Source organism: Paraburkholderia sp. RL17-373-BIF-A, assembly GCF_046030175.1.
Taxonomy (GTDB): Bacteria; Pseudomonadota; Gammaproteobacteria; order Burkholderiales; family Burkholderiaceae; genus Paraburkholderia.
In genome coordinates, this window is record NZ_JARESO010000004.1 from 1 (window position 1) to 17,498 (window position 17,498).

The following is a 17,498-nucleotide window of genomic DNA, read 5'->3' on the forward strand; positions in this document are numbered from 1 at the left end:
TGCCCGGTCCAGATCGGCAATGCCGGCGTGCGCCACTTTGCCGATGGCCTTGCCGGTGGCAGGGTTGATGACGTCGAGGGTCTTGCCGCTGGCGGCGTCGCACCACTCGCCGTTGATCAGAAGTCGGGTATCCGTATAGTTCGAGGTGGCCATGCTGGGGTTCCTGTATAGGGGAAAACGACAGGTCGCGCGGTCGTGAAACATTGGGCTGGACCTGCGCGGCCATGGGTGGACTGCCGATAACCAAACATCTTATCTGATTGTGTGAAATCGCACCGGCGGCCTGCCCGGACTTGGTGCGCGGCACGCGTCTTGCGGCTCGGCTGTTGCGGCGGCGGAAAACCGGGCGAAGCAGCGCCGCGCAAAGAAGCGTAGAGTCGAGCAGCGGTGACAGGATCCGGCGCACACCCGCGGCGGCGGGCGAAGCTCGGCGAATGCAGCCCAATCAACCCAGATGCACAGAGGAATCGACATGCCAACCGGTACAGTGAAATGGTTTAACGACGCAAAAGGCTTTGGTTTCATCACCCCCGACGACGGCGGCGAAGATCTGTTCGCCCACTTCTCGGAGATTCGTTCCGAAGGTTTCAAGTCCTTGCAGGAAAACCAGAAGGTCAGCTTTGAAATCAAGCAGGGGCCGAAGGGCAAACAGGCGGCGGATATCAAGCCGGTCTGACGTCATGGCCGGTTCGCGCGCGCAACGCGTGCGGCCGGCCATCAATCTGCATGATCTCCACATCGAAAAAAGCGGCTCGTTCACACGCTTGACATGAAGCGCCGTGAGCCGGATTTTCCCCTCTCGATCCTCTCTACTGCACATAGTCCGACGCCAGTTTCCAAGCACATGGAACAGCGCCGCCGGTATCGTCGGCGTCCGTATTTTCCTTAAGGTTTCCTTCAGCTTTGCTCCGTAGTATTTGCGCGATTCCCCCGCCGGGTGGCGGGCAATAGTTCCGATAGTTTGGCGACAGAGAACTGAAAGCGCCGATACAAGGCTTGCTGGAGCATCCATGAAAACCCTGTTCTTGCAGGCGCCGTCGTATGACGGCTTCGATGGTGGCGCGGGTTCGCGCTATCAGGCCAAGCGTGAAGTCCGCTCATTCTGGTATCCGACGTGGCTCGCGCAGCCCGCCGCACTCGTGCCCGACAGCCGTGTGCTCGACGCGCCCGCCGACGGCCTGTCCGTCGAGGCATCGCTCGACATTGCGCAGCAATACGATCTGGTGCTGATCCACACCAGCACGCCGTCCTTTCCCACCGACGCGCTATTCGCCGAAGACCTGAAAAAGCGCAAGCCGTCGCTGCTGATCGGTATGGTCGGCGCGAAGGTGGCGGTCGATCCGCACAATTCGCTGACCGCGAGCGAGGCGATCGACTTTGTCTGCCGCGAGGAATTCGACTTCACCTGCCAGGAAATCGCCGAGGGCAAACCGTTCGCGCAGATCAAAGGGCTCAGCTATCGCAACCGCGACGGTTCGATCGAGCACAACGAAGCGCGCCCGATTCTCGAGAATATGGACGAGCTGCCGTTCGTGGCGCCCGTGTACAAGCGCGATCTGAAGATCGACAACTACTTCATCGGCTATCTGAAGCATCCGTACGTGTCGATCTACACGGGCCGCGGCTGCCGTTCGAAGTGCACCTTCTGTCTGTGGCCGCAGACCGTGGGCGGGCATCGCTACCGCACGCGTTCGGTCGAGAACGTGCTGGCGGAAGTGAAGTGGATTCGCGACAACATGCCTGAAGTCAAGGAGATCATGTTCGACGACGATACCTTCACCGACTTCAAACCGCGCGTCGAGGAAATCGCTCGCGGCCTCGGCAAACTGGGTGTGACGTGGTCGTGCAATGCGAAGGCGAACGTGCCGTACACCACGCTCAAGATCATGAAGGAAAACGGCCTGCGCCTTCTGCTGGTCGGCTACGAATCCGGCGACGACCAGATCCTGCTGAACATCAAGAAAGGTCTGCGCACCGACATCGCGCGCCGTTTCAGCGACGATTGCCGCAAGCTCGGCATCAAGATTCACGGCACTTTCATTCTCGGTCTGCCGGGCGAAACGCAGGACACGATCCAGAAGACGATCGAGTACGCCAAGGAGATCAATCCGCACACGATCCAGGTGTCGCTCGCCGCGCCGTATCCGGGCACGACGCTCTACAACCAGGCGGTCGAAAACGGCTGGCTCGAAGAGAACAAGGTGATCAATCTCGTGAGCAAGGAAGGCGTGCAGTTGGCCGCGATCGGCTATCCGCATCTGTCGCGCGACGAGATCTACCATCAGCTCGAAAACTTCTATAAGCGGTTCTATTTCCGCCCGTCGAAGATCTGGGAAATCCTGCATGAGATGTTGACGAGCTGGGACATGATGAAACGGCGCTTGCGTGAAGGCGTCGAATTCTTCCGGTTCCTGCGCGCCCACGAGGCGTGAACGCCGCGCACCTGCTCGATGTCACGCTGGCCTATGCGTGCGCGGCGGGCGCCGTTGTCGGCGTCGGCTACACTGTGCTCGCCGGCGCGTTGATCGGACGATTCTTCGCGCGAGCGGTGTCCGAGCCGAGCACCTTTCCGCCGGTCACCATCGTCAAACCGCTGCACGGTAACGAGTGGGCGTTGCTCGCCAATCTGTCGAGCTTCTGCCGGCAGGATTATCCAGGGCCCGTGCAATTCCTGTTCGGCGTGCACGACTCGGCCGACCCCGCGCTGCAAACCGTCGACGATCTGCGGCGCCACTTTCCCGAAGCCGACATCACCGTGGTGGCCGACACGCGCCTGTACGGCCCGAACCGCAAGATCAGCAACATCCTCAACATGCTGCCGCAAGCGCGGCACGACGTGCTCGTTTTCGCCGACAGCGACGTGAGCGTCGGCCCGAACTATCTGCGCAATGTGATCGGCGAGCTGCAGAAGCCCGGCGTCGGACTCGTCACCTGCGCGTATCGCGGACAGCCCGATCCGGGCTTCTGGCCGCGCCTGTCGGCCAAAGCGACCAACTATCAGTTCCTGCCGGGTGTCGTGACCGGTCTCGCGCTCGGGCTCGCGCGCCCGTGCTTCGGGCAGACCATCGTGATGCGGCGCGATACGCTCGAAAAAATCGGCGGCTTTACGCCGTTCGTGCGGCATCTGGCCGAGGACCATGCGATCGGCGAGGCGGTGCGCCTGATCGGCGAGAAGGTGGTGATTCCGCCGTTCACGATCTCGCATGCCTGCGTCGAATCGAGCGCGGCGCAACTGATCGCGCATGAACTGCGCTGGAGCCGCACCATTCGCCGCATCGATCCGCTCGGCCATCTCGGCTCCGCGCTGGTTCATCCGTTCGCGTTCGCGCTGCTCGCGGTCATCTTCTCGGCTGGCGGCTGGTGGGCGTGGTCGCTCGCGCTGGCCGCCATGTGCGCGCGGCTCGCCTTGAAACTGCTGTCCGATCGCGCGTTGAAGCAGGCGCATCGCGATCTGTGGCTGCTGCCGTTCTGGGATATCGTATCGTTTGCGATCTTCGTCGCGAGCTTCTGGTCCTCGCGCGTGATCTGGCGAGGCGTCAGCTTCAAGGTGGATGGCGACGGCCTGTTGTCGGCGGCACAGGACGAATGAACGGCACCACGGATCGGTCATGATGCGCAGGTTTTTTAAAGCAGCGGTTAAAAGCACGGCAAGGCGCCTGAAGCGCGCGCAGGGGGTGCTCGCGTGACGAAGCATCTCGGCCGCGTAGCCGCGCTAGCCGGCTTGCTGGTGTCGCTCTGGCTCGTCTGGCAGGACAATCCGGGCGCCGTGCTCGGCGCGCTGCGCGCGGCCGGCGTGGGGCTGCTGCTGGCGGCGCTCGCGCACGTGCTGCCGATGCTCGCCAACGCTTGCGACTGGCGTTCGCTGATTCGCGGCGCGAACCGTCCTGGTCTCATCAATATGCTGCACCTCGTGTGGGTGCGCGAATCGGTGAACAGCATGCTGCCGGTGGCGCGCATCGGCGGCGAAGTGGTGTCGTTTCGCATGCTCAAGCGCTGGGGCGTGCGGCCGTCCATGGCGGTGGGCAGCATCATCGTCGATATGCAGCTCACGGTGATCAGCCAATTGCTCTTCACGATGGTCGGCATCGGCTTTCTGTTCGCACACGCGCATTCCGACACGCTGCGGCTCGCCGGGCAACTGGCGTGGGGCGTGGTGGTGCTCACGCCGTTGCTGGTGCTGTTCGCGCTGGTGCAGCATGCGAGTCCGTTCGAGCGCATCACGCGCGCGCTCAATCATATGACGAGCGGCAAGCTCGCCGCGCTGGTCGGGCAGTCGGCGCAGATCGATCAGGCCATCAAGCTGATCTGGCGCCGGCGTGGCGTGGTGTTGCGCTATCTGTTCTTCTGGCAGCCGCTGCAGTGCTTCCTCACGTCGCTGGAAATCTGGCTGGCGCTGCACTTTCTCGGCGTGCAGGTCACGCTCGTGGAAGCGGTGGTGATCGAATCGCTGATCCAGGCGATCAGTAGCGCGGCCTTCTTCGTGCCGGGCGGTCTCGGCGTGCAGGAGGGCGGCTTCATTCTGATCGGCGGCGCGCTGGGCCTCGATCCATCCATCTGTCTCGCGCTGGCCGGCGCGCGCCGGATTCGCGACCTCGTGATGTTCGTGCCCGGCCTCATTGCATGGCAGTTCGCGGAGTCGTCGAACCGGGCACCCGAGCGGGCGTTCGAGCGCGCACCTTAGCCCGCCTGCGCATAAGCGGGAAACGACACTTCGACCGCGAGCCCGCTCTCGCCGATACCCTTGCCCAGATGCAGGCTCGCGCCGAAATGCTCCGCGATCCGCGCGACGATCGAAAGACCTAGTCCGCTGCCGGTGGCCTGATTGCCGGTCGCGCGGAAAAAACGATTCGTCAGACGGTCGAGGTCGCCTGCCGCGACACCGGGGCCGTCGTCGCGCACGGTCACCTGCACCCTGTCTTCGGCGTGCTGCACCGCCACTTCGATGATGCCGCCGGCGTGCCCGTACTTGATCGCGTTATCGAGCAGATTGTCGAGCAGGATGCCGATCAGCACGGGCTCCGCGTCGATCTCCGCGCGCATGTCGCCGAGCAGCATCACGTGAATGTTTTTCTGCTGCGCGTTGCGCTCGTTGGCGAGCAGCGCGTCTTTCGCCACCGTCGCCGGTTTGAGCGGCGCCGTCGAGATTTTTTCATGCACGTCCAGGCGCGCGAGCAGCAGCAATTGCTCCGCGAGCCGCGCGCTGCGGTCGACGCCTTGCACCACGCGCTCCATGGCCAGCCGCTGGCGCACGGTGTCCTGTTCCGCCAGCGCGACTTGCGCCTGCACCTTGATCGCGGCCAGCGGCGTTTTCAGTTCGTGCGCGGCGTCGGCGGTGAACGCGCGTTCGCGCTCCAATGAATGCAGCAAACGCGACAGCAGCTGATTGATCGCATCGACCAGCGGGCGCACCTCGGTCGGCGCGCGGCCGATGTCGATCGGTTCCAGCCGGTTCACGTCGCGTGAGCGGATAGCGCGCGAGAGCAGCCTGAGCGGCGCCAGACTCCAGCCGATGCTGAGCCACACCAGCACCGCCAGCACCGGCAGCGCGACCAGCGTAGGCCGGGCGATCCGGCTCGCGACGCCGCTCACCAGGTCGCTGCGCGTATTGGCCGGTTCGAAGACGCGCACGGTGTGGCCGAGCGTGGTGTCGCGCAAAGTGAATGAGTGGTACATCTGGCCGCCGAGCGTGATGTCCTGCGTGCCGCTCACGGCCGGCACCGGCAGGTCCCACGCCTTGAGCTCGCGCAATTGCGGGCTGCCCGCCAGCACGGCGCCGTTCGGGCCGCGCACCTGGAACAGCGCGTCGCGTGGCAGCGCGTCGTCGTCGTCGCTGTCGTTGGCGCCCGGCTCGCCGCCTTTTTCTTCCTCGCGCACGTCGATGCGCGCGTTGGCGAGCGTGGTCAGATTGCGCTGATCGAGCAGGGCGAGAATCTGCGCGAGTTCCGCGAGACGCGCCTCTTCCCATTCGGCGACTTCGCGCGTGGCCTGACGATAACTCGACACCAGCGCAATGCCCCAGACCAGCGCGATGCTGGTGAGGACCAGCAGCACGAGACGCCGGCGAATCGACGCGCCCATCATTCTTTCTCCACCACGTAGCCGATATTGCGCACGGTCTTGATCAGCTTCGCGCCGAGTTTCTTGCGCAGATTGGACACGTGCACCTCGATCGCGTTGCTCTCGATTTCTTCCTGCCAGCCATACAGGCTTTCTTCGAGACGCGAGCGCGACTGGGGAATCCCCTGGTTGGTCAGCAACTGCAACAGGATCGCCCACTCGCGCGAGGTGAGCGACACGCGCGTCGCGCCCACTTCGACGGTTTGCGCGGCCGGGTTGACCGTCAGGTCCTGATAGCGGATCCGCTCGACGCTGCGGCCCTGCGCGCGGCGCAACAACGCCCGGCAACGGGCGATCAGTTCGGTCAGATCGAAGGGCTTGCCGAGATAGTCGTCGGCGCCCGCTTCGAGGCCGCCGACACGGTCGACCACCGTGCCCCGCGCGGTCAGCACGAGCACCGGCACGTCCTTGCCCGAATCGCGCAGGCGTTTCAGCAGTTCCATACCTGACACGCGGGGCAGGCCGAGATCGAGCAGCACCAGCGCGTAGGCGGTGGTGTCGAGCGCGAGACCGGCCTTGTGGCCGTCGCGAGCCCAGTCGACCGTGAAGCCGGCTTGACGCAGTCCCGCTTCGATACCGCAGCCGATCAGGTCGTCGTCTTCTACGAGGAGTACGCGCATGAGTTGATTATTTCCGTTCGATGTTCCATTGCACGGCAGCCGCGATATTCAAGCAGGCGCTGGGCCGTAATCCGAAGTTTAACCATGCTGTTCATCCCCCGCTTTATACGCCTTCTTCCTTAAGGTTTCCTTCAGCTTGAATCGCTACTATCGCCCCTCAACAGGTCGCTGTCGCGGCGTCATCGCGGACACGCGGCGGCGGGGCTGTTGCGATGTCGTTGCAGTTCAATCGTAAGCACATCGATGGGATGACAGTCGGTGCTTTTCCACGCCGACGAGTTGCGTCGAATCAGGGCGCCGGGCATTCCATCAGGTCACGAGACCCAGCCATGAAGCCAGCCACCGTCGACATGCTGCGCGCCCACCTGATGGTGGCCTCGCTCACCGCCATGGGCGCCGAGTTGCTCGCGTGCCTCGCACTGCTCGTGCTGCCGGTTTCGCAAAGCGTCTTCAGTTCCATGCCGTTCCGTCTGCTCGCCATCGCCGTGATTGCGAGCGGCGTGATCGTGACGCGCCAGTTCGCGCACGCCGCCTTCGAACTCGCGCTGCAGGGCCACTATGCGACCGGGACCAACCGCCTCGCGCGGCCGGTCGCGATCGCCTCGGATTGTCCGCGGCGCTGGCTCGTGATTCTTCATCTGCGCCTGACCGGCAGAGCGTTCGTGCTGGCCGAGCACTGACGGAACCGGACGATGGCGGTGCACGCGGTGACGGCATCCCAATGGATCCTGCTAGCCGGCTGCGCATGCGCGTCGCTGTACGCGCTGCTGGCGGCGGTCGCGATGCCGTTTTTCGGCTCGCGCCGCGGCGCGGCGGGTCGTGCCTCTTATTCCACCTCGCAAGCTTCGCAGCCGTTGCATCGCTTCGCGCGTGTCGGCGTCAGCGTGCTCAAGCCGCTGTGCGGCGCGGAGCCGCGTCTCTACGACAATCTGCGGACCTTTTGCGATCAGCGTCATGAGCATTTTCAACTCGTGCTCGGCGTGTCCTCGCCGGACGATCCGGCGATTGCCGTAGTGCGCCGTTTGCAAGCCGCCTATCCATCGCACGACATCGAACTCGCGATCGACACGCGCGTGCACGGCAGCAATCTCAAGGTCAGCAATCTGATCAACATGGCGGCGGGGGCACGCCATGACGTGATCGTGATTGCCGACAGCGACATTGCCGTCGAAGCCGATTATCTCGACACTGTGGCCGCGCCGCTCGCGGATGCGCGGGTGGGCGTGGTCACGTGCCTCTACGTGGCGCGCGGCATCGGCGGCTTCTGGCCGCGCGTGGGCGCGCTCTTCATCAACGAATGGTTCGCGCCGTCGGTGCGGGTCGCGCACGCGGCCGGCTCGCGCCGTTTCGGCTTCGGTGCGACGCTCGCGTTGCGGCGCGCCACGCTCGAGCGCATCGGCGGTTTCGAGGCGCTGAAAAACTGTCTCGCGGACGATTACTGGCTGGCCGAACACGTGCGCGCTCTCGGACTGCAAACCGTGCTCTCACGCGTGACGGTGGCCACCGACGTGATCGAGCCGGCGTTATCCGCCTTGTGGCAGCGCGAAACACGCTGGCTGCGTACGATTCGCTCGGTGAATGCGCCGGGTTTCGCGTTCCTCTTCATTACGTTTCCTACACCCTGGCTCGTGGTCGGCGCGTGGCTCACCACCGCCCTCGCGGCCAGTTCGTCCGACGCGGTGCATGCGTGGGCCGCGTTCACGAGCGCAACCGGCACGGCCGCCGGCCTCGCCGCGCGTCTGTTGTTGCATCTGCGCTCGGCGCGTCGTGAGCGGACGTTCTGGCGAGATCTGCCGCTGGTGCCGTTGCGTGATACGTTGCTGGCGTTGCAGTGGTGCGCCGCCGTGTTCGGCTCACATGTGATATGGCGCGGTGCGCGCGTGCCCATCGACGCTTCCACCTCGAAGGCCGCGCGCAACGGCGCGTTGAACGTGATGGATGTGATGGAGACGTCGGATGGCGGCTAAGCCACGCGCATTGATCGTGACCGCCGACGATTTCGGCCTGCACGCGCGGGTGAATCTGGCGGTCGAGCAGGCGCATTGCGACGGCGTGCTGAGCGCCGCGAGCCTGATGATCGGCGCACCGGCTGCCGGCGACGCGGTGACGCGCGCCCGCGCCTTGCCGCGGCTGCGCGTCGGCCTGCATCTGGTGCTGGCCGACGGCGACGCGGTCACGCCGCGCGCGGGGATTGCCGCCTTGCTCGACGAGCATGGCCGCTTCGGCGACAACATGGCGCGCGACGGCGTGCGGTTCTTCTTTTTGCCGCATGTGCGCAAGCAGCTTGCGCGGGAAATTCGCGCGCAGTTCGATGCCTTTGCGCAGACCGGTCTGACGCTCGACCACGTCAACACGCACAAGCATTTTCATTTGCACCCGACGGTGCTCGGATTGATTCTGGACATCGGCCGCGAGTATGGGATGAAGGCCATGCGCTTGCCGTTCGAAGCGAATGCGCCGCTGTGGTTGCGGCCGTGGATCGCGCGGGTCAAGGCGCGTCTGGATCGCGCCGGCATCGCGCATAACGATTACGTAGTGGGAATCGCCGATAGCGGCCGGATGGATGAGGCGGCGTGGCTGGCGGCGCTCGCCGATCTGCCGCATGGGGTGGGGGAGATTTACTGCCATCCCGCGGTGGCGGGGGAGCGGCCGTTGAGTGACGGGATGAGGATGTATCGTCACGAGGACGAATTGCGCGCGTTGTTGTCGCCGAAAGTTGCTATGGCGATTCGTGCGGCGGGGGTGCGGGTTGGCGGGTTTGGTGATGTGCTGAAGGTGTAGGTCTTTCAGTGCGTCGACTGAGTCGGAGATGCGCCCGCGGCGAGCCACAGGCGCACACACCGGAAGCCGCGCGGGCCGCATAGCGCGGCTTAAATCGCCTCCTTCTTCATCAACAACTTCAACAACACCGGCAGCAACAGCAACACCAGCGGCAACTGAACAATCAGCCCCGAGATAATCGCGATCGCCAGCGGCTGCTGCATCGCCGATCCTTGCCCCAATGCAAAAGCCAGCGGCAGCAGCGCCAGAATCGCGGCGATCGTCGTCATCGCGATAGGACGCAGACGATTGCGCCCGGCGCTCAGTAACGCTTCCTCGAATGGCATTTCGTCATCCCGCACGAGCCCCTGCAGCTCCGACACATAAAAAATCGCCACCTCGGTCACGATGCCGATGATCATCGTCATCCCCATCATCGCGGAGATGTTCAACTCGATGCCGGTGATCCACAAGCCGATGAACACCGCGCCCGCCGCCAGCAACGGCATCGCCATGACCGCCAGCGCGACGCGAAAGCGCTCGTACAGAAACAGCAGCAAACCGAACACCAGCGCGATCGCCGCACCGAACACACTCAGCAGCCCTTTGAACGCAATCTGCTGCTGCTGATACAGGCCGCCCAATTCGTAATACACGCCGCTCGGCAATAGAGCCTTATCGCTGAGTGTCTTCTGCACGTCGGCGATCGTCGAGCCGAGATCGCGGCCGTCGATGCGTGCGGTCACCGCCACCATCCGTTTCAGATTGTCGCGGCTGATTTCCGGTTGGCCGGTCACCGTCACCTGATCGGCGACGCGATCGAGCGCGAACAGGTGGCCGTCTGGCGCGCGAATCTGCAACTGTCCCAGTTGCGTATCCGTGAGCTTCATCGCGCCGGCCACGCGCACGCGCACGCCGACCGTTTTCGGCCCGCTCTGGAATTGCGTGGCCACATTGCCTTCCACCATATCGGAGACGGCCTGAGCGATCGACTGCGGGTCCATGCCTTCGGCGGCCGCCGCTTCCGGGCGGATGTGCAATTCGAGGGCGTCGCCGGCCGGATTGATGCCGTCGTTCACGTCCACCACGCCCTGGATCTTGCCGATTTGCGCCGCGACCTTGCGCGCGGTCGTGTCGAGCGTGGTCGGATCGTCGGAATAGATCTTGATCTGGACCGGTTGCGGCACTGCCGTCAGGTCGCCGATCAGATCCTCCATCAACTGCGCGAGTTCGATACTCACGCCCGGCACCTGAGTCTCGATCTTCGAGCGGATTTCTTCCATCACGGTGTCGATCGGTTCGCGATTGCCAGACTTCAGCCGCACGAAGAAGTCGCCCTTGTTGGGCTCGTTCAGGTCGCCGCCAAGACCGGCGCCGGTGCGGCGCGAATAGGTCGCGACATTCGGATTCGCGCGGATGATGCTCTCGATCTGCTTCATCAAGCGGTCGGTCTCGGTCACCGACGTGCCCGGTTCAGTGTGGTAATCGAGCACGAAACCGCCTTCGTCCATGCTCGGCATGAATCCGCTGCCCACGCGAGTGAACGCGAACGCGGCCACCACGATCAACGGCAGCAGGCCCAATAACACGAGCACCGGCCGCGCGGTGACGCGCTCGACCAGAAACGCGTAGCGCCGGTTCATCCACGAGGCGAAGCGGGTTTCCTGGTGTTCCTCGGCGTCTTTCGGTTTCAGCCAGCGGTCGCACAGAATCGGCACCGCGAGCCACGTGACGAGAAACGAGATGAACAGGGCGCTCGCCATGGTCACGGAGAGCGCCTTGAAGAACGCACCCGTCACGCCGGATAGAAACGCCAGCGGCACGAAAATGATCAGCGTTGCCGCCGACGACCCGGCCAGCGGTCGCGTGAATTCGAGCGCCGCCGCCATCACGCGGCCATGAAACGCGCGCGCGCCGCCTTCGCGCATGCGCCGCACGATGTGTTCGATCATTACGATCGCATCGTCGATCACGAGACCGACGGCGGCTGCCATGCCGCCGAGCGTCATGATGTTGAAGCCCATGCCGAACACGTCGAGCAGGAGGATCGTCGCGGCCATCACCACCGGCACGAGCGCGACGGCGATCGCGGTGATCTTCCAGTTGCGCAGGAAAGCGAACAGCGTCAACGCCGCCAGCACCACGCCGATCATGATCGCGTCGCGCACGCTGGTGGCCGAGGCGATCACCAGTTCGCTCTGGTCGTACCAATTTGACAGATGCACGCCGGCCGGCATCTGGTGCTGGAAATCGGCGAGCTTCGCACGGATCGCCTTGGCCATCGCCACGCTGTTCGCGCCCGGCTGCTGATACACGTTGATGAGCACGGCGTCCTGGCCGTCGGCGGTGACGCGCATCCATTGCGGCACCACGCCAGCGCGTACGGTCGCGATGTCGCCGAGGCGGATCTGCGTCGCGCCGTTGGCCGATACCACGACATTGCGCAGTTCGTCGAGCCGCGTAATGGTGGTGTTGGCGATCACGAGGTAGAGCTTGTAGTGATCCTCGATGCGGCCGTTCGCCATCAGCACATTGCTCGCGCCGATCGCCTTCGACACATCGAACAGGGAGAGCTTGTACGCGGCGAGGCGGGCGGGATCGATCGCGACTTCGAACTCGTCCTGATCGCCGCCCGTCACGTCGACGCGCGCCACGCCTTCCACCGAAGACAGCAACGGCCGCATCTGGAATTGCGCGAGATCGTGCAGCGCGGAGAGCGACTGCCGCTGCGAAGTCAGGCTATACGCCAGCACCGGAAACACGGTGGGGTCCATGCGCCGCACCTGCATCGAGGTGCCTTGCGGCAGCGTCGCGAGTATTTCGCTGATGGCCGACTGCGCCTGCAAGGTGGCTTGCGCCATGTCGGTGCCCCAGTCGAAATTGATCGAGATTTCGGCTGCGCCGCGGCTCGTTTTCGATTCGACGTCGCGCACGTTCGGCACGCGCCGCAGCGCTTCTTCCACAGGCATCGTGACGAGCGTGGCCATCTGTTCGGCGGGGCGGTCGCCCGCGTCGAGCGAGACGACCGCACGCGGAAACGCGACGTTCGGGAACAGCGAGATCGGCAGGCGGAACGCGGTCAGTGCGCCCGCCATCGCCAGCAACGCGATCACGAACAGCAGCGAGCGCCGGTGCTTCTGCATCCATTGACCGAAATTCATCGCGGCGCGCCTCCGCTGGTTTGCACCGCCATGCCGTCCTTCAACTCATAGTTGCCGCTGACCACGAGGCCCTCACCGGCGTCGAGCGGGCCATCCACACCGTAGCGGTCGCCGTTCTCCACCTGCGTGGTCACCGCCACGCGGCGCGCCTTGTTCTGCGGCGTGATCTGAAACACGTACGCACCGTTGTCGTCTTTCAGCACGGCGGCGCGCGGCACGATCCAGTGCGTGCCGCTGCGGGTCGCGATATCGGCGCTCACGCGCGTGCCGGGAATGAAGGCAGTCTGACCGAGCGGCACGTTCGCGCCGACGTCGACGAGTTGACTCTGCTGATCCACGGACGCGCCGACCAGCACGACGTGGCCGTTCACCGAAGTCTTCGCGAACGACGCGGACAGGCCGTGCAACGTAACGGTGTCGCCGGCGTGGATCGCGGCGGCATCGGCGGGTTCGACGCCGAGCATCACGTTGGCGCGCGCGTCCTTGCCGCTGCCGCCGGCGAGTTGCAGGATCGCCGCGCCGGGCTGCACCTGGTCGCCCTGAGCGGCCGTGACCTGCAGCACCACGCCGTCGTTTGGCGCGGTGATGATCTTGTTGCCGCTTGCCACGCCTGTCTGGATCTGCGCGGCGAGCGCCTGCTGTGCGTCGTCAGCAGCCTTGCGGGCACTGGCGAGTTGCGACTGGGTGGCGAGCGCTTTGTCGTACAGCGATTGCGTGCGCGCCAGCTCGCCTTGTGCGAGTGTCACGGCGCTTTTCGCCTGGGTGGCCGCGAGCACGGCGGCAGGGTCGGCCTGCACGACGAAGAGCGGCGTGCCACGTGCCACGGTTTGCCCCGGCTGCACGCGCATCTGCACGATACGCGCGGTATACGGCAGATTGACGGTGGTGAGGTTCGACGCGGACGCCGCGACGATGCCATACGCCCGCACCGGCTGCGCGATCTCGGCGCGCTGCACGTGCACGGTCTGGACGGCGACCACCGGTTGATCGGCGGCGTCGGCGGCGTCGGCGGCGAGCGCTGCCGCGGCGCTTGCGGCACGGGCCGCATGAACGCCGGCGCACAGCAACGTGGCGCAGGCGATAAAAATCGCACCGGCGGCAATGCGCGGCCGCAGCGCTGAAGTCAGGCTATTTCGCATGAGTGTCGGAGTCAGTCAGAGCGGTGGAGTAGGCATCGGGAATCGCGCTGCCGAGCAGCGCCTGCAAGCCGACGCGTTGTTCGGCGAGCGACTCGCGCAACGTCGCGACGTCGATCTGTTTGGTGAGCGCGGCACTTTGCGCGTCGGTGTAAGCGCCGAGCGCGAGGTTGTGTTCCGCGTAGGCCGCGGCCGCGTCGTTGGCGGCTACGTCGACATCAGGCAAGGCGGCCTCGGTCTGCTGCAACTGCCGTGTGAGGATCGTGTTGTCCGCGCGCAGATGCGCGACATCCGCGTAAGCGTTGTTCAGCCGCGCCTGATATTCGTCGCGCAGGTGCTGGCGGGTCGCTTGCTCGATTCCGACGTTGCCCTGGTTACGGTTGAAGATCGGCAGGCTCAAGTTGATCTGGAAGCCGCTCGTGTAGATGTTCGAGGTATCGCGCGCCCGCACGAAGCCCACGGACAGACTCGGAAACTGGCTGAGAATTGCGGCGCGATATTTCTGTTCCTGCGCCTCGTAGCCGGCTTGCAGCGCGATCAGATCGGGGCGGCGTCGAGGCAATCCGGCGAGCGCGGCGTCGAGCGTCGTGTCGGAGAGCGGCTCGATGTCTTCGCCGCCGGTGAGTCGCAACTGCACGTCGGGCGAGACGCCGAGCAGCGCGTTCAGATCGTGGTGCGTTTGCTCGGCTGCGCGTTCGGCGTCGGTGTATTGCTTGCGTGCGTCGCTATAGGCGAGGAGCGCCGCATTCAGCGTGTCGTCGGTGAGGTTGCCGTCGCGGCGCGCTTCGGCCATGCGTTCGTAGCGCGTGCGCGCGAGGTCGCGCTGACGCTGCAAAAGCGGCAACGTGTCCTGCTGGAAGCGCGTCTTGATGAACAACTGTCGCGCCTGCGCGACGATCTGCCATTCCTGCCACAGCAGACCGAGATCGGTTTTGGCCACGGTGGCATCGGCTGATTGTTGGTTGGCGCTGCGCACGACGATCGCCATCACGTCCATGCTCAACCCGTAGCTGAACGCGCGCGTGGTGCCGATCTGGCCGGGATAATCGCTCGATACGCTCAGTTGCGGGTCGGGCAGCAGACCCGCCGAGTAGGCCTGCGCGCGGGCGATGCCGAGGTCGTCGCGGGCCAGCTTGAGGTCGGGATTGTTGGCCACCGCGAGCATCGCGACTTCGTCGATATCGAGCCCGTCGGACGGGTCGAAGCGATGCGCGGCCAATTCCGGCAGCGGCATGCTCGACGGATCGATACGGATGCGTTCGAGCGAATGCGCGGAGGTGGACGTGTCCTGCGGCGCGAGCGGCTCGCGGTGATACCACGTGCAGCCGCCCATCAGCAGCGCGCAGAGCGGCACGAGCGCGCGCAGCCGGTCGTATGGTCGCGAAGTGTGTTTGACCGCGGGCTCGGCCGGCGCGGCGAACCCAGACACGGCCGCCGATATAGCCGCCGTTGCGGCATTGAAAACGGGCAAAGTCCGGCTCCTGAACGAAGAAATAGGGCATCCGCGCAGGGATGCCGCGAACAGGAGCCGATTCTGCTGATGGACTGCTTAAGACACGCTTAACGCCAATTTAAGCGTCCCTTCAGCGTCGCTTCAGCAAAACATAAGCAAACCATAAGGAAGCGTTAAGCTACCGGGCGAGACAATGCCGGGGCCAACACGGGAGAGGAGAGACCATGCGTCTGCTACTGGTCGAAGACGACGACATGATTGCGGAAACGGTACTGGGCGCGATGCGCCGCGCCGGCTACGCGATCGACTGGGCCGAAGACGGCCGCGCGGCGGAGCTGTCGCTCGACAATGGTGTGTACGACCTCGTGCTGCTCGATCTCGGCTTGCCGAAGAAGGACGGCATCGACGTCCTCAACGCCTATCGCAAGGGCGGCGGCGCCGCGCCGGTCATCATCCTGACGGCTCGCGACGCCGTCGACGAACGGATTCGCGGCCTCGACGCCGGCGCCGACGACTATCTGATCAAGCCATTCGACCTCGACGAACTGGCCGCGCGCGTGCGTGCGCTGCTCAGACGCCGCACCGGCCAGAAGCAGCCCGTCTACGCCCACGGCGAGCTCACGCTCGACCCCGCCGCGCACGAAGTCACCAAGTCCGGCGAGTCGCTGCCGCTCGTGCCGCGCGAATTCGCGCTGCTGCAGGCGCTGATCGAAGAGCCGACGCGCGTGTTCACCAAGGCCGAGCTGGAAGAGAAACTGTACGGCTGGGGCGAGGAAGTGGGCAGCAATACCATCGAAGTGCATGTACATAGCCTGCGGCGCAAGATCGGCGCGGAGCAGGTGGTGACCGTGCGCGGCGTGGGCTACCGTCTGAAGAGGTGCTGATGAAGTCGATTCGCCGCTGGCTGCTGGGTTGGCTGATCTTCGGCCTGGCGGTTGCCTCGGGCGTGGCCGGCTACGGCATCTTTCACACGGCGCGCGAGGAAGCGAGCGAACTGTTCGACTACGAGTTGCGCACGATCGCGCTGTCGCTACCGTCGAACCTCGCCGGTGCGGGCGACGGCGAACATCGTAATCCCGACCTCGGTGGTCTGGCCGACGACCGGGTCGTCATCGAAATCTGGGACGCTGCCGGCAAGCTCATCTATCACTCGCTGCAGGCGCCGGTGTTTCCGCGTCAGCCCGCGGGCTTCAACACGGTGGAGCGCGGCGAGTATCACTGGCGCACATTCGCCGTGCAGCAGGCGCAGCGTTATATCCAAGTGGCGCAGCCCATCTCCGTGCGCGAGGACCTTGCGCTGCAACTCGCGCTGCACACGCTCTGGCCGCTCGGCGTGCTGGTGCCGGTGACGATCGTGCTGGTCCTGCTGGTGGTGGCGCGCGGGCTGGCGCCGATCGGCGGGCTATCGCGCGCGCTGTCCACCCGCACCATCGACTCGCTCGAACCGCTGCGTCTGGACGGCAGCGTGCCGGTCGAAATCAAGCCGCTGGTCGAAGCTCTCAACGATATGCTGCAGCGACTGCACACGGCGTCGCAGGCACAGCGCACCTTCATTGCCGATGCCGCGCACGAGTTGCGCTCACCGCTCGCCGCGCTGAAGCTGCAATTGCAGGCGGCGTCACGCGACGGTTCGTTAAAGGGCGAAGGGCAAACGCTCGAGCGCGTCGAAGGGCGCGTCAACCGCATCATTCACCTGGTGCAGCAACTGCTGACGCTGGCGCGTGAAGACGCGCATCCGGTCACGTCGATGGTGCCGGTCAGCTTGCGCCGGATCGGTGAGCAGGCCGTGGGTGATTTTTCGTTGCTGGCGGAAACGAAGGAGATCGACATCGGCCTGGAATGCGAGGGCGCGCGCACGGAGGGCGATGCTTATACCGTGCTGGCGGAGCCGCACGGCATGAGCGTGCTGCTGGGCAATCTGATCAACAATGCGATCCGGCATACGCCACGCGGCGGCCGTGTCGACGTGATCCTGAAGCGTGCCGGTACGCGCGTTGGCTTCGAGGTCGTCGATACCGGCGCGGGCATTCCGGAGGCCGAACTCGAACGGGTCTTCGACCGCTTCTATCGCGGCGAAGAAGCGCAAGGCGAGGGCAGCGGCCTCGGGCTCGCGATCGTGTCGCGCATCGCCGAGCGGCATCAGATGGACCTTTCGCTGCGCAACAACGAGGGCCGGCACGGCTTGCGTGTGACCGTGTCCGGTCTGAAGGCACATGACGTCGACGCGCCGGTGGCCGTCAAAAGCTGACGG

14 protein-coding genes and 1 pseudogene are annotated in these 17,498 nt (G+C 64.9%); 9 read left to right on the top strand and 6 right to left on the bottom strand.

All coding sequences use genetic code 11. The features are described from left to right. A pseudogene (locus P0D80_RS05840) lies at positions 1-153 on the bottom strand (NAD-dependent succinate-semialdehyde dehydrogenase); the annotation flags it as partial. A gap of 319 nt (positions 154-472) precedes the next feature. Between P0D80_RS05840 and P0D80_RS05845 the strand changes: the two are divergent. The 4 genes from P0D80_RS05845 (at position 473) to P0D80_RS05860 (ending at position 4,681) form a co-directional block, all read left to right on the top strand. Continuing rightward, positions 473-676 carry a cold-shock protein gene (locus P0D80_RS05845; protein ID WP_007181784.1) on the top strand — a complete coding sequence of 68 codons (204 nt, stop codon included), beginning with the start codon at positions 473-475 and terminating at the stop codon, positions 674-676. 334 nt (positions 677-1,010) lie between these two features. Continuing rightward, a complete protein-coding gene (hpnJ, locus tag P0D80_RS05850; RefSeq protein WP_408176507.1) occupies positions 1,011-2,432 on the top strand; it encodes a hopanoid biosynthesis associated radical SAM protein HpnJ in 1,422 nt (473 codons plus the stop codon). Continuing rightward, positions 2,429-3,589: a bacteriohopanetetrol glucosamine biosynthesis glycosyltransferase HpnI gene (gene hpnI, locus P0D80_RS05855; RefSeq protein WP_408281972.1), complete on the top strand. Its 1,161-nt coding sequence runs from the start codon at positions 2,429-2,431 to the stop codon at positions 3,587-3,589. The genes hpnJ and hpnI (P0D80_RS05855) overlap by 4 nt, the downstream gene beginning before the upstream one ends. A gap of 93 nt (positions 3,590-3,682) precedes the next feature. Next, positions 3,683-4,681 (top strand): flippase-like domain-containing protein, encoded by a 999-nt coding sequence (locus tag P0D80_RS05860; protein WP_408281974.1) that lies wholly within the window; start codon positions 3,683-3,685, stop codon positions 4,679-4,681. On the opposite strand, the gene P0D80_RS05865 is transcribed toward P0D80_RS05860, so the two are convergent. Together P0D80_RS05865 and P0D80_RS05870 are read right to left on the bottom strand one after the other, a co-directional pair. Beyond that, positions 4,678-6,081: an ATP-binding protein gene (locus P0D80_RS05865; RefSeq protein ID WP_408281976.1), complete on the bottom strand. Its 1,404-nt coding sequence runs from the start codon at positions 6,079-6,081 to the stop codon at positions 4,678-4,680. The genes P0D80_RS05860 and P0D80_RS05865 overlap by 4 nt on opposite strands. Further along, positions 6,078-6,737: a response regulator gene (locus P0D80_RS05870; RefSeq protein ID WP_132374292.1), complete on the bottom strand. Its 660-nt coding sequence runs from the start codon at positions 6,735-6,737 to the stop codon at positions 6,078-6,080. The genes P0D80_RS05865 and P0D80_RS05870 overlap by 4 nt, the downstream gene beginning before the upstream one ends. A gap of 329 nt (positions 6,738-7,066) precedes the next feature. Between P0D80_RS05870 and P0D80_RS05875 the strand changes: the two genes are divergently transcribed. From P0D80_RS05875 to hpnK, 3 genes are read left to right on the top strand one after another with little or no spacing between them, the layout of a single operon-like run. Then, a complete protein-coding gene (locus P0D80_RS05875; protein ID WP_132374293.1) occupies positions 7,067-7,417 on the top strand; it encodes a hypothetical protein in 351 nt (116 codons plus the stop codon). A gap of 12 nt (positions 7,418-7,429) precedes the next feature. Next, positions 7,430-8,704 carry a bacteriohopanetetrol glucosamine biosynthesis glycosyltransferase HpnI gene (gene hpnI, locus P0D80_RS05880; RefSeq protein ID WP_408281980.1) on the top strand — a complete coding sequence of 425 codons (1,275 nt, stop codon included), beginning with the start codon at positions 7,430-7,432 and terminating at the stop codon, positions 8,702-8,704. Next, positions 8,694-9,518 carry a hopanoid biosynthesis-associated protein HpnK gene (hpnK, locus tag P0D80_RS05885; protein WP_408281982.1) on the top strand — a complete coding sequence of 275 codons (825 nt, stop codon included), beginning with the start codon at positions 8,694-8,696 and terminating at the stop codon, positions 9,516-9,518. Before hpnI (P0D80_RS05880) ends, hpnK begins: the two co-directional genes overlap by 11 nt. An 89-nt stretch (positions 9,519-9,607) precedes the next feature. Here hpnK and P0D80_RS05890 read toward each other — a convergent pair whose 3' ends face one another. From P0D80_RS05890 to P0D80_RS05900, 3 genes are read right to left on the bottom strand one after another with little or no spacing between them, the layout of a single operon-like run. Further along, entirely contained in the window at positions 9,608-12,658 is a 3,051-nt protein-coding gene (locus P0D80_RS05890) for an efflux RND transporter permease subunit (protein ID WP_408281985.1), read from the bottom strand. After that, positions 12,655-13,797: an efflux RND transporter periplasmic adaptor subunit gene (locus P0D80_RS05895; protein ID WP_408281989.1), complete on the bottom strand. Its 1,143-nt coding sequence runs from the start codon at positions 13,795-13,797 to the stop codon at positions 12,655-12,657. The genes P0D80_RS05890 and P0D80_RS05895 overlap by 4 nt, the downstream gene beginning before the upstream one ends. Then, positions 13,787-15,265, bottom strand: coding sequence for a TolC family protein (locus tag P0D80_RS05900; RefSeq protein WP_408281994.1), 1,479 nt, complete (start codon positions 15,263-15,265; stop codon positions 13,787-13,789). Before P0D80_RS05900 ends, P0D80_RS05895 begins: the two co-directional genes overlap by 11 nt. Positions 15,266-15,471: 206 nt before the next feature. On the opposite strand from P0D80_RS05900, the gene P0D80_RS05905 reads away from it, so the two are divergent. Together P0D80_RS05905 and P0D80_RS05910 are read left to right on the top strand one after the other, a co-directional pair. Further along, positions 15,472-16,131, top strand: coding sequence for a response regulator (locus P0D80_RS05905; protein WP_408176520.1), 660 nt, complete (start codon positions 15,472-15,474; stop codon positions 16,129-16,131). Continuing rightward, positions 16,131-17,495 (top strand): sensor histidine kinase, encoded by a 1,365-nt coding sequence (locus P0D80_RS05910; protein ID WP_132374299.1) that lies wholly within the window; start codon positions 16,131-16,133, stop codon positions 17,493-17,495. The genes P0D80_RS05905 and P0D80_RS05910 overlap by 1 nt, the downstream gene beginning before the upstream one ends. Positions 17,496-17,498: the final 3 nt, after the last annotated feature.

Excerpts from the sequence above, each read along its gene's own strand:
- P0D80_RS05845 (WP_007181784.1), top strand. The coding sequence starts at position 473 with ATGCCAACCGGTACAGTGAAATGGTTTAACGACGCAAAAGGCTTTGGT.
- P0D80_RS05875 (WP_132374293.1), top strand. The coding sequence starts at position 7,067 with ATGAAGCCAGCCACCGTCGACATGCTGCGCGCCCACCTGATGGTGGCC.
- P0D80_RS05910 (WP_132374299.1), top strand. The coding sequence starts at position 16,131 with ATGAAGTCGATTCGCCGCTGGCTGCTGGGTTGGCTGATCTTCGGCCTG.
- P0D80_RS05870 (WP_132374292.1), bottom strand. The coding sequence starts at position 6,737 with ATGCGCGTACTCCTCGTAGAAGACGACGACCTGATCGGCTGCGGTATC.
- P0D80_RS05865 (WP_408281976.1), bottom strand. The coding sequence starts at position 6,081 with ATGATGGGCGCGTCGATTCGCCGGCGTCTCGTGCTGCTGGTCCTCACC.
- hpnJ (WP_408176507.1), top strand. The coding sequence starts at position 1,011 with ATGAAAACCCTGTTCTTGCAGGCGCCGTCGTATGACGGCTTCGATGGT.
- P0D80_RS05905 (WP_408176520.1), top strand. The coding sequence starts at position 15,472 with ATGCGTCTGCTACTGGTCGAAGACGACGACATGATTGCGGAAACGGTA.
- P0D80_RS05895 (WP_408281989.1), bottom strand. The coding sequence starts at position 13,797 with ATGCGAAATAGCCTGACTTCAGCGCTGCGGCCGCGCATTGCCGCCGGT.
- hpnK (WP_408281982.1), top strand. The coding sequence starts at position 8,694 with ATGGCGGCTAAGCCACGCGCATTGATCGTGACCGCCGACGATTTCGGC.
- P0D80_RS05890 (WP_408281985.1), bottom strand. The coding sequence starts at position 12,658 with ATGAATTTCGGTCAATGGATGCAGAAGCACCGGCGCTCGCTGCTGTTC.
- hpnI (WP_408281980.1), top strand. The coding sequence starts at position 7,430 with ATGGCGGTGCACGCGGTGACGGCATCCCAATGGATCCTGCTAGCCGGC.